This window comes from Thalassococcus sp. S3 (assembly GCF_004216475.1).
Taxonomy (GTDB): Bacteria; Pseudomonadota; Alphaproteobacteria; order Rhodobacterales; family Rhodobacteraceae.
Genome location: NZ_CP022306.1, coordinates 25621 through 45797, shown reverse-complemented (window position 1 = coordinate 45797; position 20177 = coordinate 25621). Strand labels below are relative to the sequence as shown.

Genomic DNA, 20177 nt, shown 5'->3' with positions numbered 1-20177 from the left:
GGTCTGATGCCGACTCAGACCCTTGAATAGAGTCACAATTCGCCGATCTTCAATCCAGCGTCGGCGCACGAAAGCTTACAAATTGGGTGATGGACGGCGGGAGCGTCGCTTGATATCTTACGCACAAAGCAAAACAAAAGTAAGAGACAGCCGTAACCCTTGCCATGGCAAAAGCACCTTACCGCACGATTGACGCACGGCCAAATGCCGAGAGTCTGATCAAGCCGGGTGAGCTGGTTGATCTGGTCGAGGTCACGCCGCTGACCCTGGCCGACAGACGGATCTATAACCTTTTGCTGGAGAATGCGTGGGACGCAATCGACAAGCCGGTCACGCATGTCATCAGCAAATCGCTTTTGCGGGGCAGCCACAATTCCAATGACCGCGTGGGCGAGTCGATCGAACGGCTTATGACAGCCATCGTAAAGGTCGAGGTGACCCGCAACGGTGAGCCGGCGATCGAGCGGGTGCAGCTTTTGGGCGGGAATGTCGAAACCCTGCGGCGCGATGGGGTACTTCAATACGAGATCCCGGCGCGGCTGCGCAACATCATCCGGGACTCGGCGGTCTTTGCGCGCCTGCAACGCGAGGTGATGTTCGCGCTCTCCAGCAAGTACGCCCTCACGCTGTACGAGATGGTGCAAAAGCGGGGCAATCTGAAATACCGTGCGTCCGAGAGGTTCTCCCTCGATGCGTTGCGCGGCGTGCTTGGGGTGCCCAAGGGCAAGCTGACGACCTGGTCGAACCTGCAACTGCGTGCTGTGAAACCCGCCGTCGCCGAAGTGAATGCGCTTTCGGATTACCTGGTCGAGATCCTGCCGATCAAGACGGGCCGAAAGGTGACCCATGTCGAACTGAAATGGTGGAAGAAAGACGGGGCAGGGCAGGGCGTTGCCGAGCGGGGCGTGACCTTTTCAAAGGTGGGTCGCCGCGCCCGGGCCGAAGGCCGCGCGGAAGAGATCGCACCCCGTCCGGCTTGGCTCGATGCCCGAGGGGCGGCGCTGCGGCCCGAGACGTATGAAACAGCCAAGCTGCGTCATCCGGGATATGATATCTATTACATTGAAGGTGAATGGCGCAGCTGGGCCTCGGGCAAGGCCCCGGCAGAGGATCCGGACCGGGCCTTTCTGGCGTTCGCGCGGAAATTCACCGAAGCCAATCCGCTGTGACCGATCCGGAAAATTGCCAATTGGCAATTTCGGGTCAGGGCGCGTGGCGCACGGCCGCCATGACACCGCGAAGCTCTGCCAGACCGCGCATGCGACCGATCAGCGGATAGCCCGGGAGGCTGTGTGTATCCCGGTCATGCAGAAGCTCCTGACCGTGGTCGGGACGCATGGGAATGTCACAATCGTCGCGCCCTTGATGCCGCCTTTGGGCCTCCTCCTCGCAGAGCAGCCGGATGGCGGTCACCATGTCGGTATCCCCCTCCAGATGGGGCGCTTCGAAAAAGTTGGGGCGGGTTCGGTCGGGTCCGGGCAGACGGGTCGTGTTGCGCAGATGGGCGAAATGGATCCGGGGGCCGAGGCGCTGGATGAAGTCGGTGACGTCAAAGTTTTCCGCCACACCCAAAGAGCCCGTGCAGAGCGTCGCGCCATTGGCCGGCAGATCCACCGCCTTCAGCGTGCGTGCGTAATCGTCGGTTGATGACATCACGCGCGGCAAGCCCAGCAGCGGGAACGGCGGATCGTCCGGGTGGCAGCAGAGGCGCAGGCCCAGGTCCTGCGCCACCGGTGCAACCTCGGACAAAAAGTCGATGAGGTGGGCGCGCAGGCGGTCGGGACCGATCCCGTCATAGGTGGCCAGACGGTCCCTGACATCGGCAAGGGTCCAGCCATCGTTGGCCCCCGGCAGACCGGCAACAATGGTCCGGATCAGACGCGTCCGGCCCGCATCATCCAGATCCCGGATGCGCCGATGCGCCGCCTCTCTCACCGCTGCGTCATAATCCTCTGCCGCGCCGGGGCGTTGCAGAAGAAAGAGGTCAAAGGCCGCAAAATCCGTCAGGTCGAAAAGCATCGCCGTGCCGCCATGGGGCTGCGGGGCCTGTGTCTGGGTGCGCGTCCAGTCAAGGATCGGCATGAAATTGTAGCAGATGACGTTGATCCCCTGCGCCGCCAGCGCGCGCAGCGTGTCACAATAGGCATCCAGATGCGCGCGCAGATCGGCGCCCTGCGTTTTGATGGCCTCTGAGACCGGAACGCTTTCCACCACGTCCCACCGAAGTCCTGCGGCCTCGATCATGGCTTTGCGCTGCGCGATTTCGGTGTCGGGCCAGGGCTGGCCCGCAGGTATCTGATGCAATGCGGTGACAATTCCGGTTGCGCCGACCTGCGGCAGATCCGAGAGCGTGACAGGATCATCCGGGCCAAACCAGCGCCAGCATTCTTTCATGGTCTCCATCCCATTCGCATCGGGTGATCCGCCGAGAGCGGTAATGTCGTGCGCCGCGCGCTTTGCGCGGCGGAGTAGATCGCGGTCACGAGTTCGATGGACGCTCGCCCATCCGCGAGGCTGACGGCGCGGTGCGCGGGATCCCCGTTTAACGCCTTGGCCACTTCGGTCAGAAACCCGTCAAAGCCGGGCTTTTCATCCGCCGCGGAGGCGAGGCAGGCATCGACCTCTGCCTGGTCGGAAGGCGCGCGGGCGATAAAGCTCCAGCCGCCTTCGGATGGCGCATAGGGCAGGGTGCCCGAGGTGGCGGTCAGGCACTCATAGACAAATCTGATCCGCGTCTGATCCGACGCGGCCCCCAACGTGACAGAGCTTGTCGCTAGCGCGCCGCCTTCAAGCTCGAAGATCAGCGCCGCGGTGTCTTCGGTTTCGATAGGGTTGACGCGGGTTGCCAGCCGCGCGGTGACGGCATGAACCGGGGCCATGTAGTGTGACAGCAGATCGTGGGCGTGGATAGCATGGGTGACAATTGCGCCGCCCTGTTCCCCGGCCCAGGTGCCACGCCACGGGACGGCGTAGTAATCCGCGTCCCGCGACCAATGCGTCTCGAGCGCCGCACTGTGCGGCGCACCGGTCAAACCAGCGTCTCGAAGCGCGCGAAGCTGGGCGAATGCGGGTCCAAAGCGGTACTGAAAGACCGGGAAAACCTGGCAATCCGCCCGCGCAGCCGCCTGTGCGATCCGGTCGACATCGTGCAGTGAGGTCGCAAACGGTTTTTCGCAAATCACATGCTTTCCGGCCTCCAGCGCCTGAATGGCGGTTTCGGCGTGCAGGGCAGGGGGCAAGCAGATATCGACAAGGTCGATATCGGGGTGCAGCGCCTCTGCGATCTCAGATGCTCCGCTGGTGCCGTCGATGGCCAGCGCCTCAAGGCGCGCCGGGTCCCTGTCGACGATCAGAACCGGGTCAAATTGCGGAAGATGGCGATAGGCCTCCAGATGCTGGGCGCCGATGCCGCCGCCGATGACAGCCACGCGGATCATGTGCGTTCGGCGAGGGCTTGCGCGGTCAGGGCCAGTTCCATCACCTTGAAGCAATGGGCCTGGGACATCGCGGTTTCGGTTCGGTGTCGGATATCGTGGAGCAACCGCTCGAAATAGGGCAGGCCCGCATCGCGCGCATCAATCGTTTCGCATCTTGTGTCGTTGACAAGAACCAGATGATCGGTGCCCGGGCGACCGGCGACATCCACGTATTTGCGCAGCTCGATATATCCATCGGTCCCCAGCAGCGTCAGCCGCCCGTCCCCCCAATTCGGCAGCGCATCCGGTGTGTACCAGTCGACCCGGATATAGCCCGACCCTGTCGGGGAGCGTAGAGCAATCTCTCCAAAGTCCTGCAGGCCGGGATCATCGGGATTGGCATGATTAGCGACATGGGCCATCGTGACCTCGGCGTCGTCGGACCCCGTGAAATGCAGGAACTGGTCGATCTGGTGCGATGCAATGTCGGTCAGGATGCCACCATATCGCGTGCGCTGAAAGAACCAGTCGGGCCGCGTGGCCCGGTTCAGCCGGTGCGGGCCCAACCCGCAGGTATGGACAACCCGCCCGATGGCGCCTTCGGAAATCAACTGATCGGCCAAGGTGACCGATGGCACCTCGAACCGTTCGGAGAAGTTGATCGACCAGATACGCCCGGTGCGGGCCACGGCTTGTTTCAGCTTTTCCAGCTGGGTGAGGTCGGTGCAACCGGGCTTGTCGGTCATCACGTCAAGCCCGGCGTCCATGGCCCGAACGGCCAGGTCAGCGCGGTCCGCGGGGATCGCCGAGACAAGGGCCAGCTCACCGCCTGCGCCAAGCGCTTCTTCCAGCGTGGAGAAGCGCGGTAGGTCTGGAAAGCGCTTTTGAAACCCTTCCAGCGGTTGCGGGGTGCCGTCGGTCCAAAAGCCCAGGCACCGCGCGCCGGCCCGCAGCATGTTTTCGGTCATGCCGTAGATGTGACGATGGTCCAGACCCAGGGCGACAAAAGGGACTGTCATTCGGCGATCTCCTCTATGTGCCCGGACGCCGCCGAACGGGTCATCGCGTCAATCACAGCGTGCACATGAAGCGTCTCGAGCCCCGGCGCGAGGGGAGGGCGCCCCGCGCGCAGTGCATCGGCAAAATCCTCAAGGATGGTTTGATGCCAGGCATGCGTGAACGCCATGGGATCCGCACCTCCGCCGGTCGTTGCGGTCTCTCCGAAACGCTCCGTTCGCCCGTCCAGCCAGTCGAGCGTCAAGCAACCGCCTTCAAGATGGGCACGGGCCTGGGTGGCGATCAGGGTCACGCTTTCCGCCGAGCCGGGATAAGCAATGGTGCTGGCCGACAGAACGCCGCTCGCCCCGTTTCGGAACTCCAGGAGGGCGGCGGCGATATCCTCAGCCTCCATCCGGTGGAGCGGGCTGGTCCTCATTCGCGCCTGTACATTCGCCACCGGCCCGCAGAGCCAAAGCGCCAGGTCCAGTGTATGGATGGCCTGGTTGATCATCACGCCACCGCCATCGCGGGCATAAGTGCCCCGGCCCGGCGCATCGTAATAGTGCTGATCGCGCCACCAGGGCACGCGGATGTCGACATCCACGATCTGGCCAAGGGCCCCGCCGTCCAAAAGCGCCTTCAGCTTGGAGGAGGCGGCGCGGGTGCGATGTTGAAAGCAGAGACCTAGAGGGGTGTCCGTCGCATCGCAGGTCGCAACGATCTCCTGCGCGGCCGCGAACGTGCGCTCTATGGGTTTTTCCATCAGGATCGGGATCCGGGCCGCGGCGAGCGCGCCAACATAGCTGGACCGCGTGTCGGGCGGCGTAATCAGCAGTGCGAAGTCAGGCTTTGACGACAGGCCCTCTGCAAGGGTCGCATAGCCCGGCACCGGGTAGCCAAGCGCCTCTGTGGCCTGCCGCGCATGCCCCTCGGCGCGCGTCGCACTGCGTGAGACCACACCCGCCAGTCTGATGCCGGACTGGTTATCGCGCAACGCCGCAAGATGCGTGGGCGCCACCATACCCATCCCGATAAGTAAGGTTTTCATTTTGCCTCCCTTCCGCGCAGATTGACGTTAATGTCGGCAAAGGCCAAGGGCGATTGCGAGGGGGCGGGCATGAAAGAGCTGAAGGGGACAGCGGGTGATCTTTACGCGGAAATCCGGGATCTTCCCATCGTGTCCCCGCATGGACATACCGAGCCCGCCTGGTTTGCGGAGGATGCGCCCTTTCCCGATCCCGCAACGTTGCTGATCGTGCCGGATCACTACGTGTTCCGGATGCTTTATTCGCAAGGTGTGCGCCTGGAGGAGCTGGGCGTGGGCGTGCCGGAGGCGGCGCGCGACCCCCGTGCGATCTTCCAGCGGTTCGCGCAGCATTGGGATCTGTTTCTGGGCACGCCAAGCCGGTGGTGGATGGAGTATGTGCTGACGCAAACCATTGGCTGCGACATGCCTCTGGGTCCCGAGACGGCGGATGCCATTTATGACCAGATCACCGAATGGCTGCAGCGGGACGAGACGCGGCCCAGGGCGCTTTACGACCGGTTCGGGATCGAGGTGCTGGCAACCACGGATAGCGCGCTGGACGATCTGCGGCATCACCGAACGATCCGGGAAAGCCAGTGGGAGGGGCGGGTGATCCCAACCTTCCGGCCTGACGGCCTGTTGGATGCGACCCGGCCTGAATGGCAGGCGGAACTGGATCGGCTGGGCGAGATAACAGGCGAAGATACAAAGGATTTCAAAGGCTTCCTTGATGCGATCCGCAAGCGACGCCGTGCGTTCCGCGACATGGGGGCCACGGCCACAGATCACGCGGTCGAGGTCCTTCAAACGCTTTGGCTCGACAATCTTGAGGCGCTTTACGCCAAACTGCGGGCAGGGCAGGGGAGCGCGGAGGAGGCGGCGTCTTTCACCGGGCATATGCTGACCGAGATGGCGCAGATGTCGGTTGAAGACGGTATGGTGATGCAGCTTCACGCAGGCAGCCGGCGCAACACCAATGCGGATGTGATGGCCCGGTTCGGACGGGACAAGGGCGCAGACATTCCGGTCCGGTCCGATTTCGTGCGCGGGCTGGAGCCGCTTTTGAACCGTGTAGGCAACACACCGAACCTGACGCTGATCCTTTTCACGTTGGACGAAACAACCTATGCGCGGGAGCTTGCGCCGATGGCCGGTCACTGGCCCTGCCTGAGGATCGGGCCGCCCTGGTGGTTTCATGACAGCGCCGCGGGCATCGCGCGGTATTTCGATCAGGTCGTGGAGACAGCGGGCTATTGGAACCTCGCCGGGTTCAATGACGACACAAGGGCCTTTCTGTCGATCCCGGCCCGGCACGACCTGTGGCGCCGGGCGACGGCGCTGCATCTTGCCGGGCAGATTGAAAAGGGTCTCTTCGGGCGCGGGGACGCCCGGATGCTGGCCGAGGAGCTGGCGGTGGGGCTTGCCCGGAAATCTTACAAATTGGGATGATCATGGGTCGAATTCTGCATCTGGGGGTCGGCAATTTCTTTCGCGCGCATCAGGCATGGTACACCGCGCAGCTGCCGGACTGGCGGATCACGGGCGTCAGCCTCAGATCCGCTGCGGTGCGGGATGGTCTGGCCGGGCAGGGCTGCGCCTATATCGTGCTGATCCAGGATGTCGGTGGCAGCCGGGTCGAACGGATCACTTGCCTTGATCGCATCCTTGTCGCGCCGGAGGATCCGCAGGCCGTCATCGCGGCTGTGGCGGATGATGCCGTCGAGGTTGTGACCCTCACGGTGACGGAGAAGGGGTATCATCTGACCCCGGCGGGAAAACTGGATGAGAGCGATCCCGCGATCCGCGCCGATCTGGCGGGGGAGGGTCCGGCGACGCCGGTTGGATATCTGGCCCACGGGCTGGCACGGCGAAGCGCGCCGCTTACCGTGCTGAGCTGTGACAACCTGCCGGAGAATGGCCGCAAGCTGGAGCAGGCGGTGCAACGGTTCGCCAGGCTGGCCGGGCTTACCTTGCCGGGTGGTTTGATGTTCCCATGCACGATGGTGGACCGCATCACGCCTGCAACGACAGATGCCGTGCGACAGAAGACCGGAGATCGAATGGCCGTCCCGACCGAGGACTTCACCGAATGGGTGATTGAGGACGATTTTGCCGGGCGCCGCCCGGATTGGCCGGGTGTGCAATGGGTGGCTGACGTGGCCCCGCACGAGATGCGCAAGCTGAGAATGCTGAACGGCGCCCATTCGTACCTGGCCTATGCGGGTAGCCTGGCGGGGCACAGCTTTGTTCATGAGGCCGTCGCCGATCCCGAATTGCGGCAGATGGCCCGTGCCCTGATGGCGGAGGCGGCCGACACCTTGCCGGAGGACGCGCGGAAAGTGGGCTATGCCGAAAGCCTGATCCGGCGGTTCGAGAACCCCCACCTCGACCACCGTTTGCGGCAGATCGCGATGGACGGCAGCCAGAAGATGCCGGTGCGCATCGCGGCGACACTGAAAGACCGGACAGGGCAGAAGAGCCCGGCATTGGAGGCAGCCGTTTCGGCCTGGCTGCATTTTGTCCGGCGCGAATGTGAGGCGGGGCGCACCCTGGACGATCCGTTGGCGGATCGGCTTGCCGATGCGTGCCGCTCGACCGATCCGGATGGGGCGTTGAGGGCGATCATCGGTCTTTAGACCTCGCGGATCATCGCACGCCGCCAGATGATAAGGCCCGACAGGATGATGATCCCCGCGCCCAGCAGGGTCAGACCGTCGGGCATGTCCCCGAAGATCAGGTAACCGGCGAGGGTCATGTAGATGAGGAAACTGTAGGTATAGGGGATCAGCGTGTTCGCGGGCGCGAAGCCATGCGCGCGTGAGAAAAGCTCATGCCCGGCCCATGCGGCGGTGCCCGCAAGCAGCATCAGGCCCCAGTTCAGGGCGGTTCCGGGATCCTGCCAGAGCCAAAGCGCGGCGGGCAAGGTGAGAAGTGTGCCGACAAGGCCCATGTAGAATTGCATCGTTTCCGCCGCGACGATGCCCGACAGTTTTCGGGTGATGATCGAATAGAGCGACAGGGCCAGCGCATTATAGACGCTGAGCAAAGCGGCCCAGTGAAAGGTCGCATCAAAGGGCCGGATGACCACAAGAACGCCGATGAACCCCAGGGCGATGGCAAACCAGCGCCACGGCCCGACCCGTTCGCCCAGAAGCGGCCAGGAGAGGGCGCAGACGATGATCGGGGCCGAGAACATCACCGATCCGGTAACGGTGAGCGGCAGGAATTTCAGCGCGACGAAATTGAAAAAGGTGGCCGACGCCAGAAGCACGCCGCGCAGAAGGCAAAGACCCAGGTGAGAGGTTCCGAAGACATCCCAACGCGCGCCGCTGCGCAGCAGCAGGAGGCCGGTCGAGATCGCGAAATGCGGCAGATAGCGCATGAAGGCGAGTTGCGCGGCGGGAAAGCCGGCCACGGCCAGCCACTTCATCGACCCGTCGACGACGGTGAAAAACGCCCAGGCCGCAAGGGTCATCGCGATGCCAAGGCTGGCGCGATCCTCGTTGGCGCGGGCGGTGACGGCCACTTGCTAACGGCCGAAATGCTTGGCGTAGAAATCGACCATCTGGGGCACCATGTCTTCGCCTCGCCCATCCTCCATCGCGGTCTTGAGGCCGGTCAGTGCGCATTTCGACATGATCGTTTCGACACCGGCATCCTCGGCCATCTGGGCGTAATAGCCGACATCCTTGGCTGCGTTCTTCACGGCGAAGGCAAGCTGCATCGGATCCCCGTCGACGGCGTAGGTCTTGATGAAATCCATCATGCCGGATCTCAGCGGTCCGGCCGACATCACATCGTAAAGCGCCTGCCGGGGCACATTCTGCACATCGGCCATCGCAAACGCCTCGGCCATCGCATTGGCGGTGGTCATGGCAAAGAAGTTGTTGATCAGCTTGATCGTATGGCCGGATCCCAAAGGCCCGAGGTGAAAGACGTTTTCGCCCAGATCGCTCAGCACGGGGTGGACTTGATCGAACGTTGCCTTGTCGCCCGAACACATGATGTTCAGCAGACCGTCCACGGCATGAGACGGCGTTCGGCCCAGTGGTGCATCAAGAAGGGTGGCGCCTTTTGCCGAGACCTCGTCGCCCAGGGCCCGGGTGGAGCCGGGCAGCGAGGTGCCGAAGTCGATCACGACCGCGCCCGGCTTGAGCCCGGCGATGACCCCTTCGGCGCCCCGCATCCGCGCCTCGACCGAGGCGGAGGTGTCGACGCAGAGCATCACGATATCGCTCGCTTCGGCAATCGCCTTGGAAGTGGTGACTTCGGTTGCGCCGCGAGAGACGGCCTTTTCAACGTTCGCCCGGCTTCTGTTGGCGATCACGGTCAGGGCATAGCCTTTGTCCTGAAGGCGACCGACCATGGCGCTGCCCATCAATCCGAGGCCGATGAATCCGATACGTGGTGTGCTCATGGGAGATCCTTTCAATCTGGGCGAAGGGGAAGAAGGCGGTCCAACGCGTCAGGCGCGGGCAAATGGATGCCGGTATAGGCGGTGAAGCTGCCAATCGCCATGTGGCGGAAGAGTTCGAACCCGGTCAGGCAGGTCAGACCGGCGGCGCCAGCGGCCTGCAGGAACGGCGTGTTGGTTGGCGTATAGACGGCATCGAAGGCCCAGCGTTGGGACCCAAGCCAGATCGGATCGAAGGGGGAGCGCGCGTCCTCGCCCATCCCAAGCGGGGTTGCGTTGATCACCCCATCGGCCGCCGCGCAGGCCGCGGGCAGATCGGCCATGTCCAGCCTCCGGGCGCCGATGCGGGCCGCAAGGTTTTCGGCCCGTGCAGGCTCTATGTCAGCGATTTTCAGGCAGGCGTCATTCGACATCCGGGCCAAAAGCGCCGGGCCAAGCGCCTCGGCCACGCCGCCCGCGCCGATCATGACGACGTCACCAAGGGGTGCGAGACCTGCGGCCTCAAGCGCACCCAGAAAGCCGGTATAGTCGGTGTTGTAACCGCAAAGCACGGGCGAAAAGGTGAGCGTGTTGAGGGCGCCGAGATGCGCGATCTCGACGTTTGCCGCGGTGCCGGCATAAAGACGTGCCTGCGGCTTCCAGGGATGGGTGATGGTCATGCCGGTCCAGCCGTCGGCCCGCGCCAGATCAAGCGTCCGGGCCAGATCGAACGCGGGTCGTTCCGCAGTGTCGATCAGGGTAAAATCCAGGGTCCAGCCTGCCATGGAGCAGAGGATGTCGAGCGCAGCCGGCAGACGGGTCCGCCCGATATGCGCCCCGATCAGCCCTGCGCGGAGCGTGGTCACATCACCGCCCCGATTTGCCAGGGCACGAATTCGTAATCGCCCAATCCCTGCGCCTCGGACTTGCTGGGGCGCCCGGATGCCACGTCGAGGAACATCTCGAAGATCTCGCGCCCCTTCTCCTCGACGCTGACGCCGCCGGAGAGGATGTCGCCCGCATTGATGTCCATGTCTTCGGTCATGCGGGCATACATTTCGGAATTCGTGGCGATCTTGATCGTTGGTGCGGGTTTGGATCCAAAGGCAGAGCCGCGCCCGGTGGTGAAGCACACAAGGGTGCAGCCCCCCGCGATCTGGCCGGTGACCGAGGCGGGATCATAGCCAGGGCTGTCCATGAAGGTGAAACCGGCGGCCCGCACCTCCTCGGCGTATTTGTAGACACCGGTCAGCGGCGTGGTCCCGCCCTTGGCTGCCGCGCCCAGCGACTTTTCGAGGATCGTGGTCAGTCCACCCTTCTTGTTGCCGGGGCTTGGGTTGTTGTCCATCGAGCCCTTGTTGCGGGCGGTGTAGTCTTCCCACCATCGGATCAGGCCGATCAGACGCTCGCCCACATCGGTGCTGACGGCGCGGCGGGTCAGCAGGTGCTCGGCCCCGTAGATCTCGGGCGTTTCGGCCAGAACGCCGGTGCCGCCTTGCGCGACCAGCAGGTCGGTTGCGTATCCCAGGGCCGGGTTGGCGGTGATGCCGGACCACGCATCAGAGCCGCCGCATTGTAACGCGACTTTCAGCGCGGAGGTCGGGCAGGGCTCACGCGTGGCGCGATTGGCATGGGGCAGCATGTCGGTGATCTTGGCGATCCCCGCCTCGACCGTGCGACGCAGACCGGCCACGGACTGGATGTTCATGGTCTGGAAGGTTTCGGAGTGCCTGAGACCGTAAGCGTCAAGCAGCCAGTCGATCTGGTTCATCTCACAGCCCAGACCGACCATCAGAACGGCGGCGTGATTGGGATGGCGGGCATAGCCCCACATCACCCGCTGCAATGCCTCGAACCCGTCACCGTCGCCAGCCATGCCGCAGCCGGTGCCGTGCACATAGGCGACGACGCCATCCACGTTGGGATACTCGGCAAGCCGTTCGTGTGTGAAATGCGCCGCGATCATCCGCGCCGCGGTGGCCGAGCAATTCACCGAGGTGACGACTGCGATGTAGTTGCGCGTCCCGACCTGGCCGTTTTCCCGGCGGTAGCCCTGGAAGACCGCAGGCTCCACCGGGCGGGCAGGGCGCAGATCGGTGCCGAAGTCATAGGTCTGATCGGTGTTGCGGAAGGCCACGTTGTGGGTGTGCACATGCTCCCCCGCCGCAATGTCGGCGGAGGCATAGCCGATCAGTTGCGCATATTTGCGCACCGCATCGCCCTGTGCGATGGCCTGCGTGGCGATCTTGTGACCCGACGGGATCAGCGCACGGGTGGCCGTGCCTTCGACAGCGTGGCCGGCCTCAAGCGCGCGGGTGGCCGTGACGACATTGTCGGCGGGATCGAGGCGGATCGTATCGGTCATCGCACACCTTAATTCAGCAGGATCTCGACAATCGGCGGCCAGATGATCAGCACCGAAAGGGCCAGAAGCTGGATACCGATGAAGGGTAGGAACCCTTTGAAGATATCGGTCAGCGAGATATGCGGCGGGGCCACGGATTTCAGATAAAACGCTGCCGGGCCGAAGGGGGGAGAGAGGAAACTGACCTGCATGTTCATGCAGAAGAGCACGCCGAACCAGACAGCCAGGTATTTCGGCTGAAGCTCTCCGATAAAGCCGATCTCCTCGATCGGCAGGCGTTGCACGATGGGCAGGAAGACGGGGATGATCAGGAGCACGATGCCGACCCAATCCATGAAAGCGCCCATGAAGAGCAGGATCAGCATCATGATCAGCAGGATGCCCATCGTGGGCAGGTCGGTGCCCAGGATCAGGTTCGCCACATAGGTCGGCCCGCCCGCGATGGTGTAGGCGCCGGCAAGCGCCGTGGCGCCGATGGTCACCCAGATGATCGTCCCGGTGGATTTCAGCGTGCGCATCAAAGCATCCCAAAGAAGATCCCAACTGAACTCTCCCCGCAGCACGGCAAGGACAAGCACGGCGAAGGCGCCCATGCCGGCGGCTTCGGTGATGCCGGTGATACCCATATAGATCGACCCTAGCACCACGCCGATGATGATGATCGGAGGAACCAGGCCCTTGCCCATGTTCCAGCCCCGGGCGGTACGTTCCTTTCCGAAGACAAAGAAGATCAGGGCCAGCGCAATGGCGACGGTTCCGGCAAACCAGGGCAAGTAATCCATCGTGCCAAATCGGATTGGATCGCCGGTCTGGGCCGCGTTCTGGCCGGAATATTCAAAGAAGAGGACACGCAGGGTGAAGAACGTCCAGAAGCCCGCAACCAGCACGCAGAGAAACGCGGCGAAGAGCTTGCGCTTTTCGGGGCCTTCGGGCTCTCCCGGGATGGGCTCGGGCAGGGGGGCGTGGTCTGGGTTCAGCTGCGTGCGGATGATGATGTAGATGATGATGAACGACGCCAGCATGAAGCCGGGGATGAAGGACGCGGTGAAGAGCGCCTTGATCGAGGTCTCGGTAATCAGCCCGTAGATGATCAGAACGATCGACGGCGGGATCATCGTGCCCAGGCTGCCGGAGGCGCAGATCGTGCCGATGGCGAGGTTCTGATTATATCCCAGCCGCAGCATCTGGGGCAGGGCGATCAGGCCCAGCAGAACAACCTCTCCGCCGATGATGCCGGACATCGCGGCCATGATGACGGCCATGATCGAGGTCACGATGGCGATGCCGCCCCGCGTGCGGTTCAGCCAGATGTTGAGGCTGTCATACATCGACTTGGCGATGCCCGACCGCTCAAGCAGAGCGGCCATGAATATGAAAAGCGGTATGGATATGAGCACGTAACTCGTCATCACATCGCCGTAGATGCGCTGCGATAAGATATTCAGAGGCCCGCTGCCCGGTCGCCCGGTCAAAAACCCCTCGCCCCAAAGCGTGGGGTCCAGCAGCACGTCCGGCTCGAACCGCATGAAGAGGACGACCACCGCCATGAAGGCGGAGGCAAAGCCCAGAGGCATGCCGATGGAGAGCAGGACGAGAAGGCCGATCATCAGGACCAGAGAGATCGTTCCGATATCCATCAATCCTTGCCTCCCGCGCCATGCTGAACGGCGCTGCGGGTTACGTCCTTGTCCCCCACGCCGCTGTCGCCCACCGCTTCACGCATGCGGCGTAATTCGTCTTCGTCGATGTCATCGGCGGCGGTGTGGATCACCGGCTCGGCGTTCCAGTCCGAGATCAGGTTGACCACCGCCTGCAGCGCCACGAGAGAGATCACGATCAGCACGGCGGGCTTGATCGTGGCCGGGATCGGAGGATCGAAAGCGGTCCCGAAGGTTTCCCAGCGATAGAACTTGTCGAACGCTTCGCCGTAGCCGCCGAAGACGAGGAAGAAGGCGAACACAACGATCAGAAAGGTCGAGATACAGTCAAACAAACGCTGAACCGAGCGCGGGCAATAGTCGTAAAGCAGGAAGATACGGATATGGCTGCGCTGCTGCATCGCGTAGAGGCCCGCGCAAAGGAAGATGAAACCGGCCAGCCAGAGCGACAGTTCGTTGGCCCAAAGGGTGGCGGCGTTCAGCACGTAGCGGACGAACACCTCATAAAGCATCACACAGCACAGAACGACGACCAGCATCATCGTGATGCGCCCGATAAACACGGCAAGCCGGTCGGCGGGGCGCCAGCTTTCGAACTCCATCGGCGCACGGCGCACGGTTATCACGCCCAGAATGGCAAAGAGGGGCAGGCCGAGCATGGCCAGCCAGTCCACGGCATCGGCGAAACCGCCAAAGAGGCCGCCCAGCCCGGGGGTCACGTCATTGCGCTGGAAGAGCGCGGACAGTTTGTCGAATTGGGATGGATCGTCGGGCGGCGCGAAATCCAGGGTGAAGGCCGGCATGTGCCAGATCACCCAACCGGAGCAAAAGATGAAGCCCAAGGGCACAAGCCATTCGATCAGGCTGCCGGAGCGCTCCTGCATCGTGTTTCCCCCTCTGTGGTGAAGCCCGGCTGCGTTGTCCTCCGGGCAGGACGGGGCCCTAAGGGCCCCGCCGATCAGGCTTATTCGGAGACGAGCCCCAGTTGACCCAGATAGGTCAGGTGCGCGTCGACCAGCGCCTTGGCTTCGGGCGTGTCCGCGAATTCGGGCCATGTGGCCTGTGCCGCGGCGCGGAACTTGGCCAGCTCTTCAGGCGCCCATTGCGACAGGGTCACGCCCTGATCGCGCAGTTGAGCCGCGGCCTCTGCATTCTTTTTCTCGAATGTCAGCGCGGTGCGCAGGGCCAATGCCTCCATGGCGACCTTCATGATCTTTTGATGATGCGCGGGCATCGCGTCAAAGACGGCCTTGTTACAGGCCAGATGGTCCGATGGCATCGAGTGGAAGCCGGGGAAGTTGGCATATTTGACGATGTCGTAAAGGCCAAGACCCACATTGTTGGCCAGACCGGACGCATCCGCGCCGTCAATGATGCCGGTTTCAAGCGCCGTGAAGATCTCGGTAAAGTCCATCACGATGGGCGCTGCGCCCAGCTTTTCAAAGATCTTGGTCTGCATGCCCGGAGGCGAGCGGAATTTCCAGTCCTTGAAGTCTTCCACCGTGGCGATGGGCTTGGAGGAGGCAAAGCTTTCCTGCCCGTAGACCCACCAGCCGATCAGCTCCATGCCATATTTGTTGTAAAGAGGTGCTGCCGCTTCCAGGCCGCCCCCGAAATAGAGCCAAGAGAGCTGCTGATAGGGTGTGTCGTAGCCACCCATGATGTCGCCCACGAACTGGAAGGCGGAGTTCTTGCCGGTCTGGTAGCCACCGCCGGTCATGTCGCAATCCAGAATGCCCGTCGCGGCCGCGTCGAAGGTTTCGACCGATTTGACCACTGACGAGCTGTAGAACATTTCCACTTCGATCTCGCCGTTCGACATCGTCTGGATGTCTTCCATGTACTGCGCAGCCAACCTGCCCGACACGGTCTCGGGCGCGTAATGCGTCTGGATGCGCAGGGTTGTCGTTTCGGCTGACGCGCTCAGCGCCGTCGATGCGACAAGAGCAGCCGCGGCGGCCGCTTGCACGAATGTCTTCATTGATGTCCTCCCATTCAGGTGCGCGACCGGCGGTGCGGTTCGCCTTCTTCCGGTTGCGCGTGGAGGGAGCGTAACAATCGCTCAGGCCTCTGCCAACAAAAACTTGAAAATCTCGAAAATTTCGAAATTTTAGAGAAATCGCAAGAAACAACGAGTCGCACGTGACGCGGATTGATACGCCAGACATCTACGAGGACATCCAGCGCAAGCTGATGACGGCGGCTTTTCGTCCGGGTCAGAAGCTCAAGCCGTCGGAGCTTCAGGGCGAATATGGCTGTTCCGCCAATACGATACGGGATGTGTTGCTCAGGCTCTCGACGGTGGGCCTGGTGGATTTCGAAATGCAGCGCGGGTTCCGGGCCCGCATGACCACCCCGGAACGGCGACGCGACATCACGCAGTTTCGGATCCTGCTGGAACAGGAGGGTGCAATCCTGTCGATGCAGAAAGGCGGTGTGGCCTGGGAGGCGGGCTTGTCCGCGGCGCACCACAAGCTGAAACATATCGAAACCCAGGTCGTCCGGTCAGAGGACGGTCAGCCGCCGATGGCGCTGTGGTCGGATGCCGAGAGGGAATTCCACGAAACGCTGATCTCTGCCTGCGGCTCCCCGATCCTGAGAGAGACCTACGGCAATATCTATATCCAGTTCCGGCAGCAGATGGTTGGGCTGGAGCGTGATTTCGGCGCGGATTACTTCCGTGCCATCATCGCCGAGCATCAGGCCATTCTGAACGCCGCGCTGGCCCGCGACGTCGTGCAATGCCGGGATGCGATTTACGACCACCTCAAACGCAATCTGGTGGTCTGAGATGTCACAATCCGTTCTGCCGCTTGAGTTCGAGATAGAGGCCGGAGTGATCCAGCTCCCCGCCCGCCATGTCCTCGACAAAATAGGCAAAGCGGTCACGGATATGTTGAGTGACAGGAAGCGTAAGGTCGTGAGCACGCGCCTCGTTCAGCACGTTGTCGAGGTCCTTGAGCTGAAATTTGGAGAGGCCGCCGGGATTGAAATCTCCGGTCGTCATGCGGGCTCCATGCTGTTGCAGGATGGTGCTGTCGGCGAATCCGCCCTGCAGCGCGGCACGCAGGGCGGCGGGGTCCGCGCCACCGCTTTCGGCCAGAAACATCGCCTCGGCCACAGCGCCGATCGTGACCGCGACGATGGCCTGGTTGCAGAGCTTGGAAAGCTGGCCGGTCCCGGACGGGCCGACATGGGTGGGACGGCCCATCGCTTCGAAAACAGGGGTCGCGGTGGCGAAGGTTTCCGCTTTACCGCCGACCATGATGGCGAGAGAGCCGCTTTCCGCGCCCTTTGTCCCACCAGAGACCGGCGCGTCGAGATGGGCCACGCCCAGCGGGCTCAGCCGCGCGGCCTGGGCGCGGGCTTCCTCGGGGCGAGTGGAGGACATGTCGATCCAAAGCGCGCCCTGCCGCAGTGCGGGCGCGATCTGATCGACCAGCGCAAGAACCGTGGGGCCATCGCTCAGCATGGTGATCACCACGTCCTTGCCAGCGACCGCGTCCGCAGCCGTGTCGGCGACGGTGGCGCCTTGCGCGGCCAGCGGCTGCGCCTTTGCGGTCGAGCGGTTCCAGACAGTCAGATCGAACCCGGCTTTGAGCAGGTTGGCCCCCATCGGGGCGCCCATCAATCCGGTTCCAAGCACTGCAATCTGCATATCGACACACCCTTCGCTGTCTGGTCTTCGCCGATTTGCTGTCATACGCTAACAGAAATCAAGGGCTCGAATGAAAGGGCCTCAGGAGGAGCATCATGGGTCGCTTAAGCGGAAAACGCGCCCTCGTCACAGCGGCGGGGCAGGGGATCGGGCGTGCCAGCGCGCTTGCGATGGCGGAAGAGGGCGCAGAGGTGTTCGCCACCGATGTCGACGCCAAAGCCCTGGCGGAAATTGCAGGGCAGGGCATCGAGACCTTCGTTCTGGACGTGCGCGATGAGGCAAGCGTCGCGGACGGTGTGATCCGTGCTGCGCCGGATGTCCTTTTTAACTGCGCGGGCTTCGTGCATCACGGTTCGGTTCTAGAGGCGAAGGACGAGGAGTGGGAGTTTGCCTTTGAGCTGAACGTCCGGTCGATGATGCGCACGATCCAAGCCGCCCTTCCCGGCATGCTGGAGCGGGGCGGCGGGTCGATCATCAACATGTCGTCGGCGGCCTCCAGCGTGATCGGCGCGCCGAACCGGTTCATCTACGGCACCACCAAGGCGGCCGTGATCGGGCTGACCAAATCGGTGGCGGTCGATTTCATCGACAAGGGGATCCGGTGTAACTGCATCTGTCCGGGCACGGTCGAAAGCCCAAGCTGGCACGACCGCGTGAAAGCCCTGGGCGAGCAGGTGGGCAGTTACGAGGAAGCCTTGCGCCAGTTCGTCGCGCGCCAGCCGATGGGGCGCGTCGCCAAGGCCGAAGAGATTGCGGCGCTTGTCGTGTACCTGGCCAGCGACGAAAGCGCCTTTACCACCGGACAGCCGCATATCATCGACGGCGGCTGGTCCGGCTGACGTTCCAGCAAAGGATTTCTCATGAGCAAGAAGATCGGCATCGAAGACCTCCGCTCGCGCAAGTGGTTCATGAATCCGGACAACCCGGAAATGACCGCGCTTTATCTGGAGCGGTATCTGAATTACGGCCTCACACGCGCCGAGCTGCAATCGGGCAAGCCAATCATCGCGATTGCCCAGACGGGGAGCGATCTGAGCCCCTGCAACCGACATCACATCGAGCTTGCAAAGCGCGTGCGCGATGGGATCATCGCGGCGGGCGGCACCTGCATCGAGGTTCCGGTGCATCCGATCCAGGAAACGGGCAAGCGACCTACAGCGATGCTGGACCGCAACCTGGCCTATCTGAGCCTTGTCGAAACGCTATACGGCTATCCGTTGGATGGCGTTGTGCTCACCATCGGATGTGACAAGACCACGCCCGCTTTGCTCATGGCGGCGGCGACGGTGAATATTCCCGCCATCGCCCTCTCGGTCGGCCCGATGCTGAACGGGTGGTTCAAGGGGGAGCGCACCGGGTCGGGCACGATTGTCTGGAAAGCCCGTGAAATGCTCGCCGCCGGAGAGATCGACGACGAGGGTTTCATGGAGCTGGTGGCCTCCTCGGCACCGTCGGTTGGCTATTGTAATACGATGGGCACCGCCACCACAATGAATTCGCTGGCCGAAGCGTTGGGAATGCAAATGCCCGGTTCAGCGGCCATCCCCGCCCCCTTTCGGGAGCGTGGGCAGATGGCTTACGAGACCGGCAAGCGCAGTGTCGAGATGGTTTGGGAAGATCTGCGTCCGTCCGACATCATGACCCGCACGGCGTTCGAGAATGCCATCGTGGTGAATTCGGCGATTGGCGGCTCTACGAATGCGCCGATCCACCTGAACGCCATCGCCCGGCATCTGGGCGTTCCGCTCGACAATGATGACTGGCAGCGCCTGGGTCACCACGTTCCGCTTTTGGTAAACCTTCAGCCCGCCGGTGCCTATCTGGGCGAGGATTATCAGCGCGCCGGCGGCGTGCCCGCTGTCGTGGGCGAGCTGCTGGCGGCCGATCACCTTCCGCATCCGCAGGCGATGACGGTCAACGGCCAGACCATCGGGGACAATTGTGCCGCGCAAAGGTCCGAAGATGAGCGGGTGATCAAAAGCGTGGAGGCTCCGCTGATGGCGGAGGCGGGTTTCATCAACCTCAAGGGCAACCTTTTCGACAGTGCGATCATGAAGACGAGCGTGATCAGCGCAGCCTTCCGTGAGACCTATCTGTCGAACCCCGATGACCCGAACGCGTTCGAGGGCCGCGCCGTGGTCTTTGACGGCCCCGAAGATTTCCACCACCGCATCGACGATCCGGCGGAAGAGATCGATGAACGCTGCATCCTCTTCATGCGCGGGGCCGGCCCGAAAGGATATCCCGGCGGCGCGGAGGTCGTGAACATGCGCCCGCCCTCCTACCTGCTGAAACGCGGGGTAGAGGCGTTGCCCTGCATCGGCGACGGGCGGCAATCCGGCACCTCCGGCTCCCCTTCCATCCTGAATGCCTCTCCCGAAGCGGCGGATGGCGGCGGTCTTGCATTGCTGAGGAATGGCGATCGGGTGCGGATTGATCTGAAGGCCTGCACAGCCGACATGCTTGTTTCCGAAGAGGACCTGGCCGCGCGGCGCGCGGAGCTGCAACAGACGGGTTACCCCCATCCGGCAAGCCAGTCACCCTGGCAGGAGATTTTCCGGGATCGGGTTGGGCGCTTTGACGAGGGTATGACCCTGCGCGGTGCGGCGGAGTACACCGACATCTCTCGCAAGGGCCTGCCCCGGGACAACCACTGACATC

At 63.0% G+C, this 20177-nt stretch carries 18 protein-coding genes; 6 read left to right on the top strand and 12 right to left on the bottom strand.

Features of this window, described 5'->3' with window-relative positions; translation table 11 throughout:
• Positions 1–164 precede the first annotated feature (164 nt).
• On the top strand, positions 165–1169 hold the full coding sequence (locus tag CFI11_RS24230) for a replication initiation protein (protein ID WP_130410307.1): 1005 nt from the start codon (positions 165–167) through the stop codon (positions 1167–1169).
• Between the two features lie 34 nt (positions 1170–1203).
• Here the strand turns inward: CFI11_RS24230 and uxuA are convergent, their stop codons facing one another.
• The 4 genes from uxuA to CFI11_RS24210 are packed head-to-tail and all read right to left on the bottom strand — an operon-like array spanning position 1204 to position 5463.
• Positions 1204–2394, bottom strand: a complete 1191-nt coding sequence (gene uxuA / locus CFI11_RS24225; RefSeq protein WP_130410308.1) for a mannonate dehydratase — start codon at positions 2392–2394, stop codon at positions 1204–1206.
• Entirely contained in the window at positions 2391–3437 is a 1047-nt protein-coding gene (locus CFI11_RS24220; protein WP_130410306.1) for a Gfo/Idh/MocA family protein, read from the bottom strand. The genes uxuA and CFI11_RS24220 overlap by 4 nt, the downstream gene beginning before the upstream one ends.
• Positions 3434–4435 carry a Gfo/Idh/MocA family protein gene (locus tag CFI11_RS24215; protein WP_130410305.1) on the bottom strand — a complete coding sequence of 334 codons (1002 nt, stop codon included), beginning with the start codon at positions 4433–4435 and terminating at the stop codon, positions 3434–3436. The genes CFI11_RS24220 and CFI11_RS24215 overlap by 4 nt, the downstream gene beginning before the upstream one ends.
• Positions 4432–5463, bottom strand: a complete 1032-nt coding sequence (locus tag CFI11_RS24210) for a Gfo/Idh/MocA family protein (protein WP_130410304.1) — start codon at positions 5461–5463, stop codon at positions 4432–4434. The genes CFI11_RS24215 and CFI11_RS24210 overlap by 4 nt, the downstream gene beginning before the upstream one ends.
• A gap of 69 nt (positions 5464–5532) precedes the next feature.
• Here CFI11_RS24210 and uxaC point away from each other — a divergent pair, with 69 nt between their 5' ends.
• Entirely contained in the window at positions 5533–6891 is a 1359-nt protein-coding gene (uxaC, locus tag CFI11_RS24205; RefSeq protein WP_130410303.1) for a glucuronate isomerase, read from the top strand.
• Between the two features lie 2 nt (positions 6892–6893).
• Entirely contained in the window at positions 6894–8078 is a 1185-nt protein-coding gene (locus CFI11_RS24200) for a mannitol dehydrogenase family protein (protein ID WP_165390400.1), read from the top strand.
• On the opposite strand, the gene CFI11_RS24195 is transcribed toward CFI11_RS24200, so the two are convergent.
• From CFI11_RS24195 to CFI11_RS24165, 7 genes are all read right to left on the bottom strand, one after another.
• Complete coding sequence (locus tag CFI11_RS24195) at positions 8075–8968, bottom strand: DMT family transporter (protein ID WP_130410301.1); 894 nt, start codon at positions 8966–8968, stop codon at positions 8075–8077. The two genes, CFI11_RS24200 and CFI11_RS24195, sit on opposite strands and share 4 nt — an antisense overlap.
• A 3-nt stretch (positions 8969–8971) precedes the next feature.
• Positions 8972–9859, bottom strand: a complete 888-nt coding sequence (locus tag CFI11_RS24190; RefSeq protein WP_130410300.1) for an NAD(P)-dependent oxidoreductase — start codon at positions 9857–9859, stop codon at positions 8972–8974.
• A gap of 11 nt (positions 9860–9870) precedes the next feature.
• Entirely contained in the window at positions 9871–10701 is an 831-nt protein-coding gene (locus CFI11_RS24185) for a shikimate dehydrogenase (RefSeq protein WP_130410299.1), read from the bottom strand.
• Positions 10698–12200, bottom strand: a complete 1503-nt coding sequence (locus tag CFI11_RS24180) for a UxaA family hydrolase (RefSeq protein ID WP_130410298.1) — start codon at positions 12198–12200, stop codon at positions 10698–10700. The genes CFI11_RS24185 and CFI11_RS24180 overlap by 4 nt, the downstream gene beginning before the upstream one ends.
• Before the next feature lie 8 nt (positions 12201–12208).
• Positions 12209–13837 (bottom strand): TRAP transporter large permease subunit, encoded by a 1629-nt coding sequence (locus CFI11_RS24175; protein WP_130410297.1) that lies wholly within the window; start codon positions 13835–13837, stop codon positions 12209–12211.
• On the bottom strand, positions 13837–14742 hold the full coding sequence (locus CFI11_RS24170) for a TRAP transporter small permease subunit (protein WP_130410296.1): 906 nt from the start codon (positions 14740–14742) through the stop codon (positions 13837–13839). The genes CFI11_RS24175 and CFI11_RS24170 overlap by 1 nt, the downstream gene beginning before the upstream one ends.
• A gap of 80 nt (positions 14743–14822) precedes the next feature.
• Positions 14823–15839, bottom strand: a complete 1017-nt coding sequence (locus CFI11_RS24165) for a TRAP transporter substrate-binding protein (protein WP_130410295.1) — start codon at positions 15837–15839, stop codon at positions 14823–14825.
• Between the two features lie 161 nt (positions 15840–16000).
• Between CFI11_RS24165 and CFI11_RS24160 the strand changes: the two genes are divergently transcribed.
• Positions 16001–16648, top strand: coding sequence for a GntR family transcriptional regulator (locus CFI11_RS24160; protein ID WP_130410294.1), 648 nt, complete (start codon positions 16001–16003; stop codon positions 16646–16648).
• 4 nt (positions 16649–16652) lie between these two features.
• Here CFI11_RS24160 and CFI11_RS24155 read toward each other — a convergent pair whose 3' ends face one another.
• Positions 16653–17516, bottom strand: a complete 864-nt coding sequence (locus CFI11_RS24155; RefSeq protein ID WP_130410293.1) for an NAD(P)-dependent oxidoreductase — start codon at positions 17514–17516, stop codon at positions 16653–16655.
• Positions 17517–17611: 95 nt separating this feature from the next.
• Here CFI11_RS24155 and CFI11_RS24150 point away from each other — a divergent pair, with 95 nt between their 5' ends.
• Both CFI11_RS24150 and CFI11_RS24145 read left to right on the top strand, forming a co-directional pair.
• The gene (locus CFI11_RS24150) at positions 17612–18355 is read left to right on the top strand and encodes an SDR family oxidoreductase (protein WP_130410292.1); all 744 of its coding nucleotides are present in this window, start codon (positions 17612–17614) and stop codon (positions 18353–18355) included.
• A gap of 21 nt (positions 18356–18376) precedes the next feature.
• Positions 18377–20173, top strand: coding sequence for an IlvD/Edd family dehydratase (locus tag CFI11_RS24145; RefSeq protein ID WP_130410291.1), 1797 nt, complete (start codon positions 18377–18379; stop codon positions 20171–20173).
• Positions 20174–20177: the final 4 nt, after the last annotated feature.

Coding starts and splice junctions, on each gene's coding strand:
- CFI11_RS24230 (WP_130410307.1), top strand. CDS start 165: ATGGCAAAAGCACCTTACCGCACGATTGACGCACGGCCAAATGCCGAG.
- uxuA (WP_130410308.1), bottom strand. CDS start 2,394: ATGAAAGAATGCTGGCGCTGGTTTGGCCCGGATGATCCTGTCACGCTC.
- CFI11_RS24220 (WP_130410306.1), bottom strand. CDS start 3,437: ATGATCCGCGTGGCTGTCATCGGCGGCGGCATCGGCGCCCAGCATCTG.
- CFI11_RS24215 (WP_130410305.1), bottom strand. CDS start 4,435: ATGACAGTCCCTTTTGTCGCCCTGGGTCTGGACCATCGTCACATCTAC.
- CFI11_RS24210 (WP_130410304.1), bottom strand. CDS start 5,463: ATGAAAACCTTACTTATCGGGATGGGTATGGTGGCGCCCACGCATCTT.
- uxaC (WP_130410303.1), top strand. CDS start 5,533: ATGAAAGAGCTGAAGGGGACAGCGGGTGATCTTTACGCGGAAATCCGG.
- CFI11_RS24200 (WP_165390400.1), top strand. CDS start 6,894: ATGGGTCGAATTCTGCATCTGGGGGTCGGCAATTTCTTTCGCGCGCAT.
- CFI11_RS24190 (WP_130410300.1), bottom strand. CDS start 9,859: ATGAGCACACCACGTATCGGATTCATCGGCCTCGGATTGATGGGCAGC.
- CFI11_RS24180 (WP_130410298.1), bottom strand. CDS start 12,200: ATGACCGATACGATCCGCCTCGATCCCGCCGACAATGTCGTCACGGCC.
- CFI11_RS24175 (WP_130410297.1), bottom strand. CDS start 13,837: ATGGATATCGGAACGATCTCTCTGGTCCTGATGATCGGCCTTCTCGTC.
- CFI11_RS24170 (WP_130410296.1), bottom strand. CDS start 14,742: ATGCAGGAGCGCTCCGGCAGCCTGATCGAATGGCTTGTGCCCTTGGGC.
- CFI11_RS24165 (WP_130410295.1), bottom strand. CDS start 15,839: ATGAAGACATTCGTGCAAGCGGCCGCCGCGGCTGCTCTTGTCGCATCG.
- CFI11_RS24155 (WP_130410293.1), bottom strand. CDS start 17,516: ATGCAGATTGCAGTGCTTGGAACCGGATTGATGGGCGCCCCGATGGGG.
- CFI11_RS24150 (WP_130410292.1), top strand. CDS start 17,612: ATGGGTCGCTTAAGCGGAAAACGCGCCCTCGTCACAGCGGCGGGGCAG.
- CFI11_RS24145 (WP_130410291.1), top strand. CDS start 18,377: ATGAGCAAGAAGATCGGCATCGAAGACCTCCGCTCGCGCAAGTGGTTC.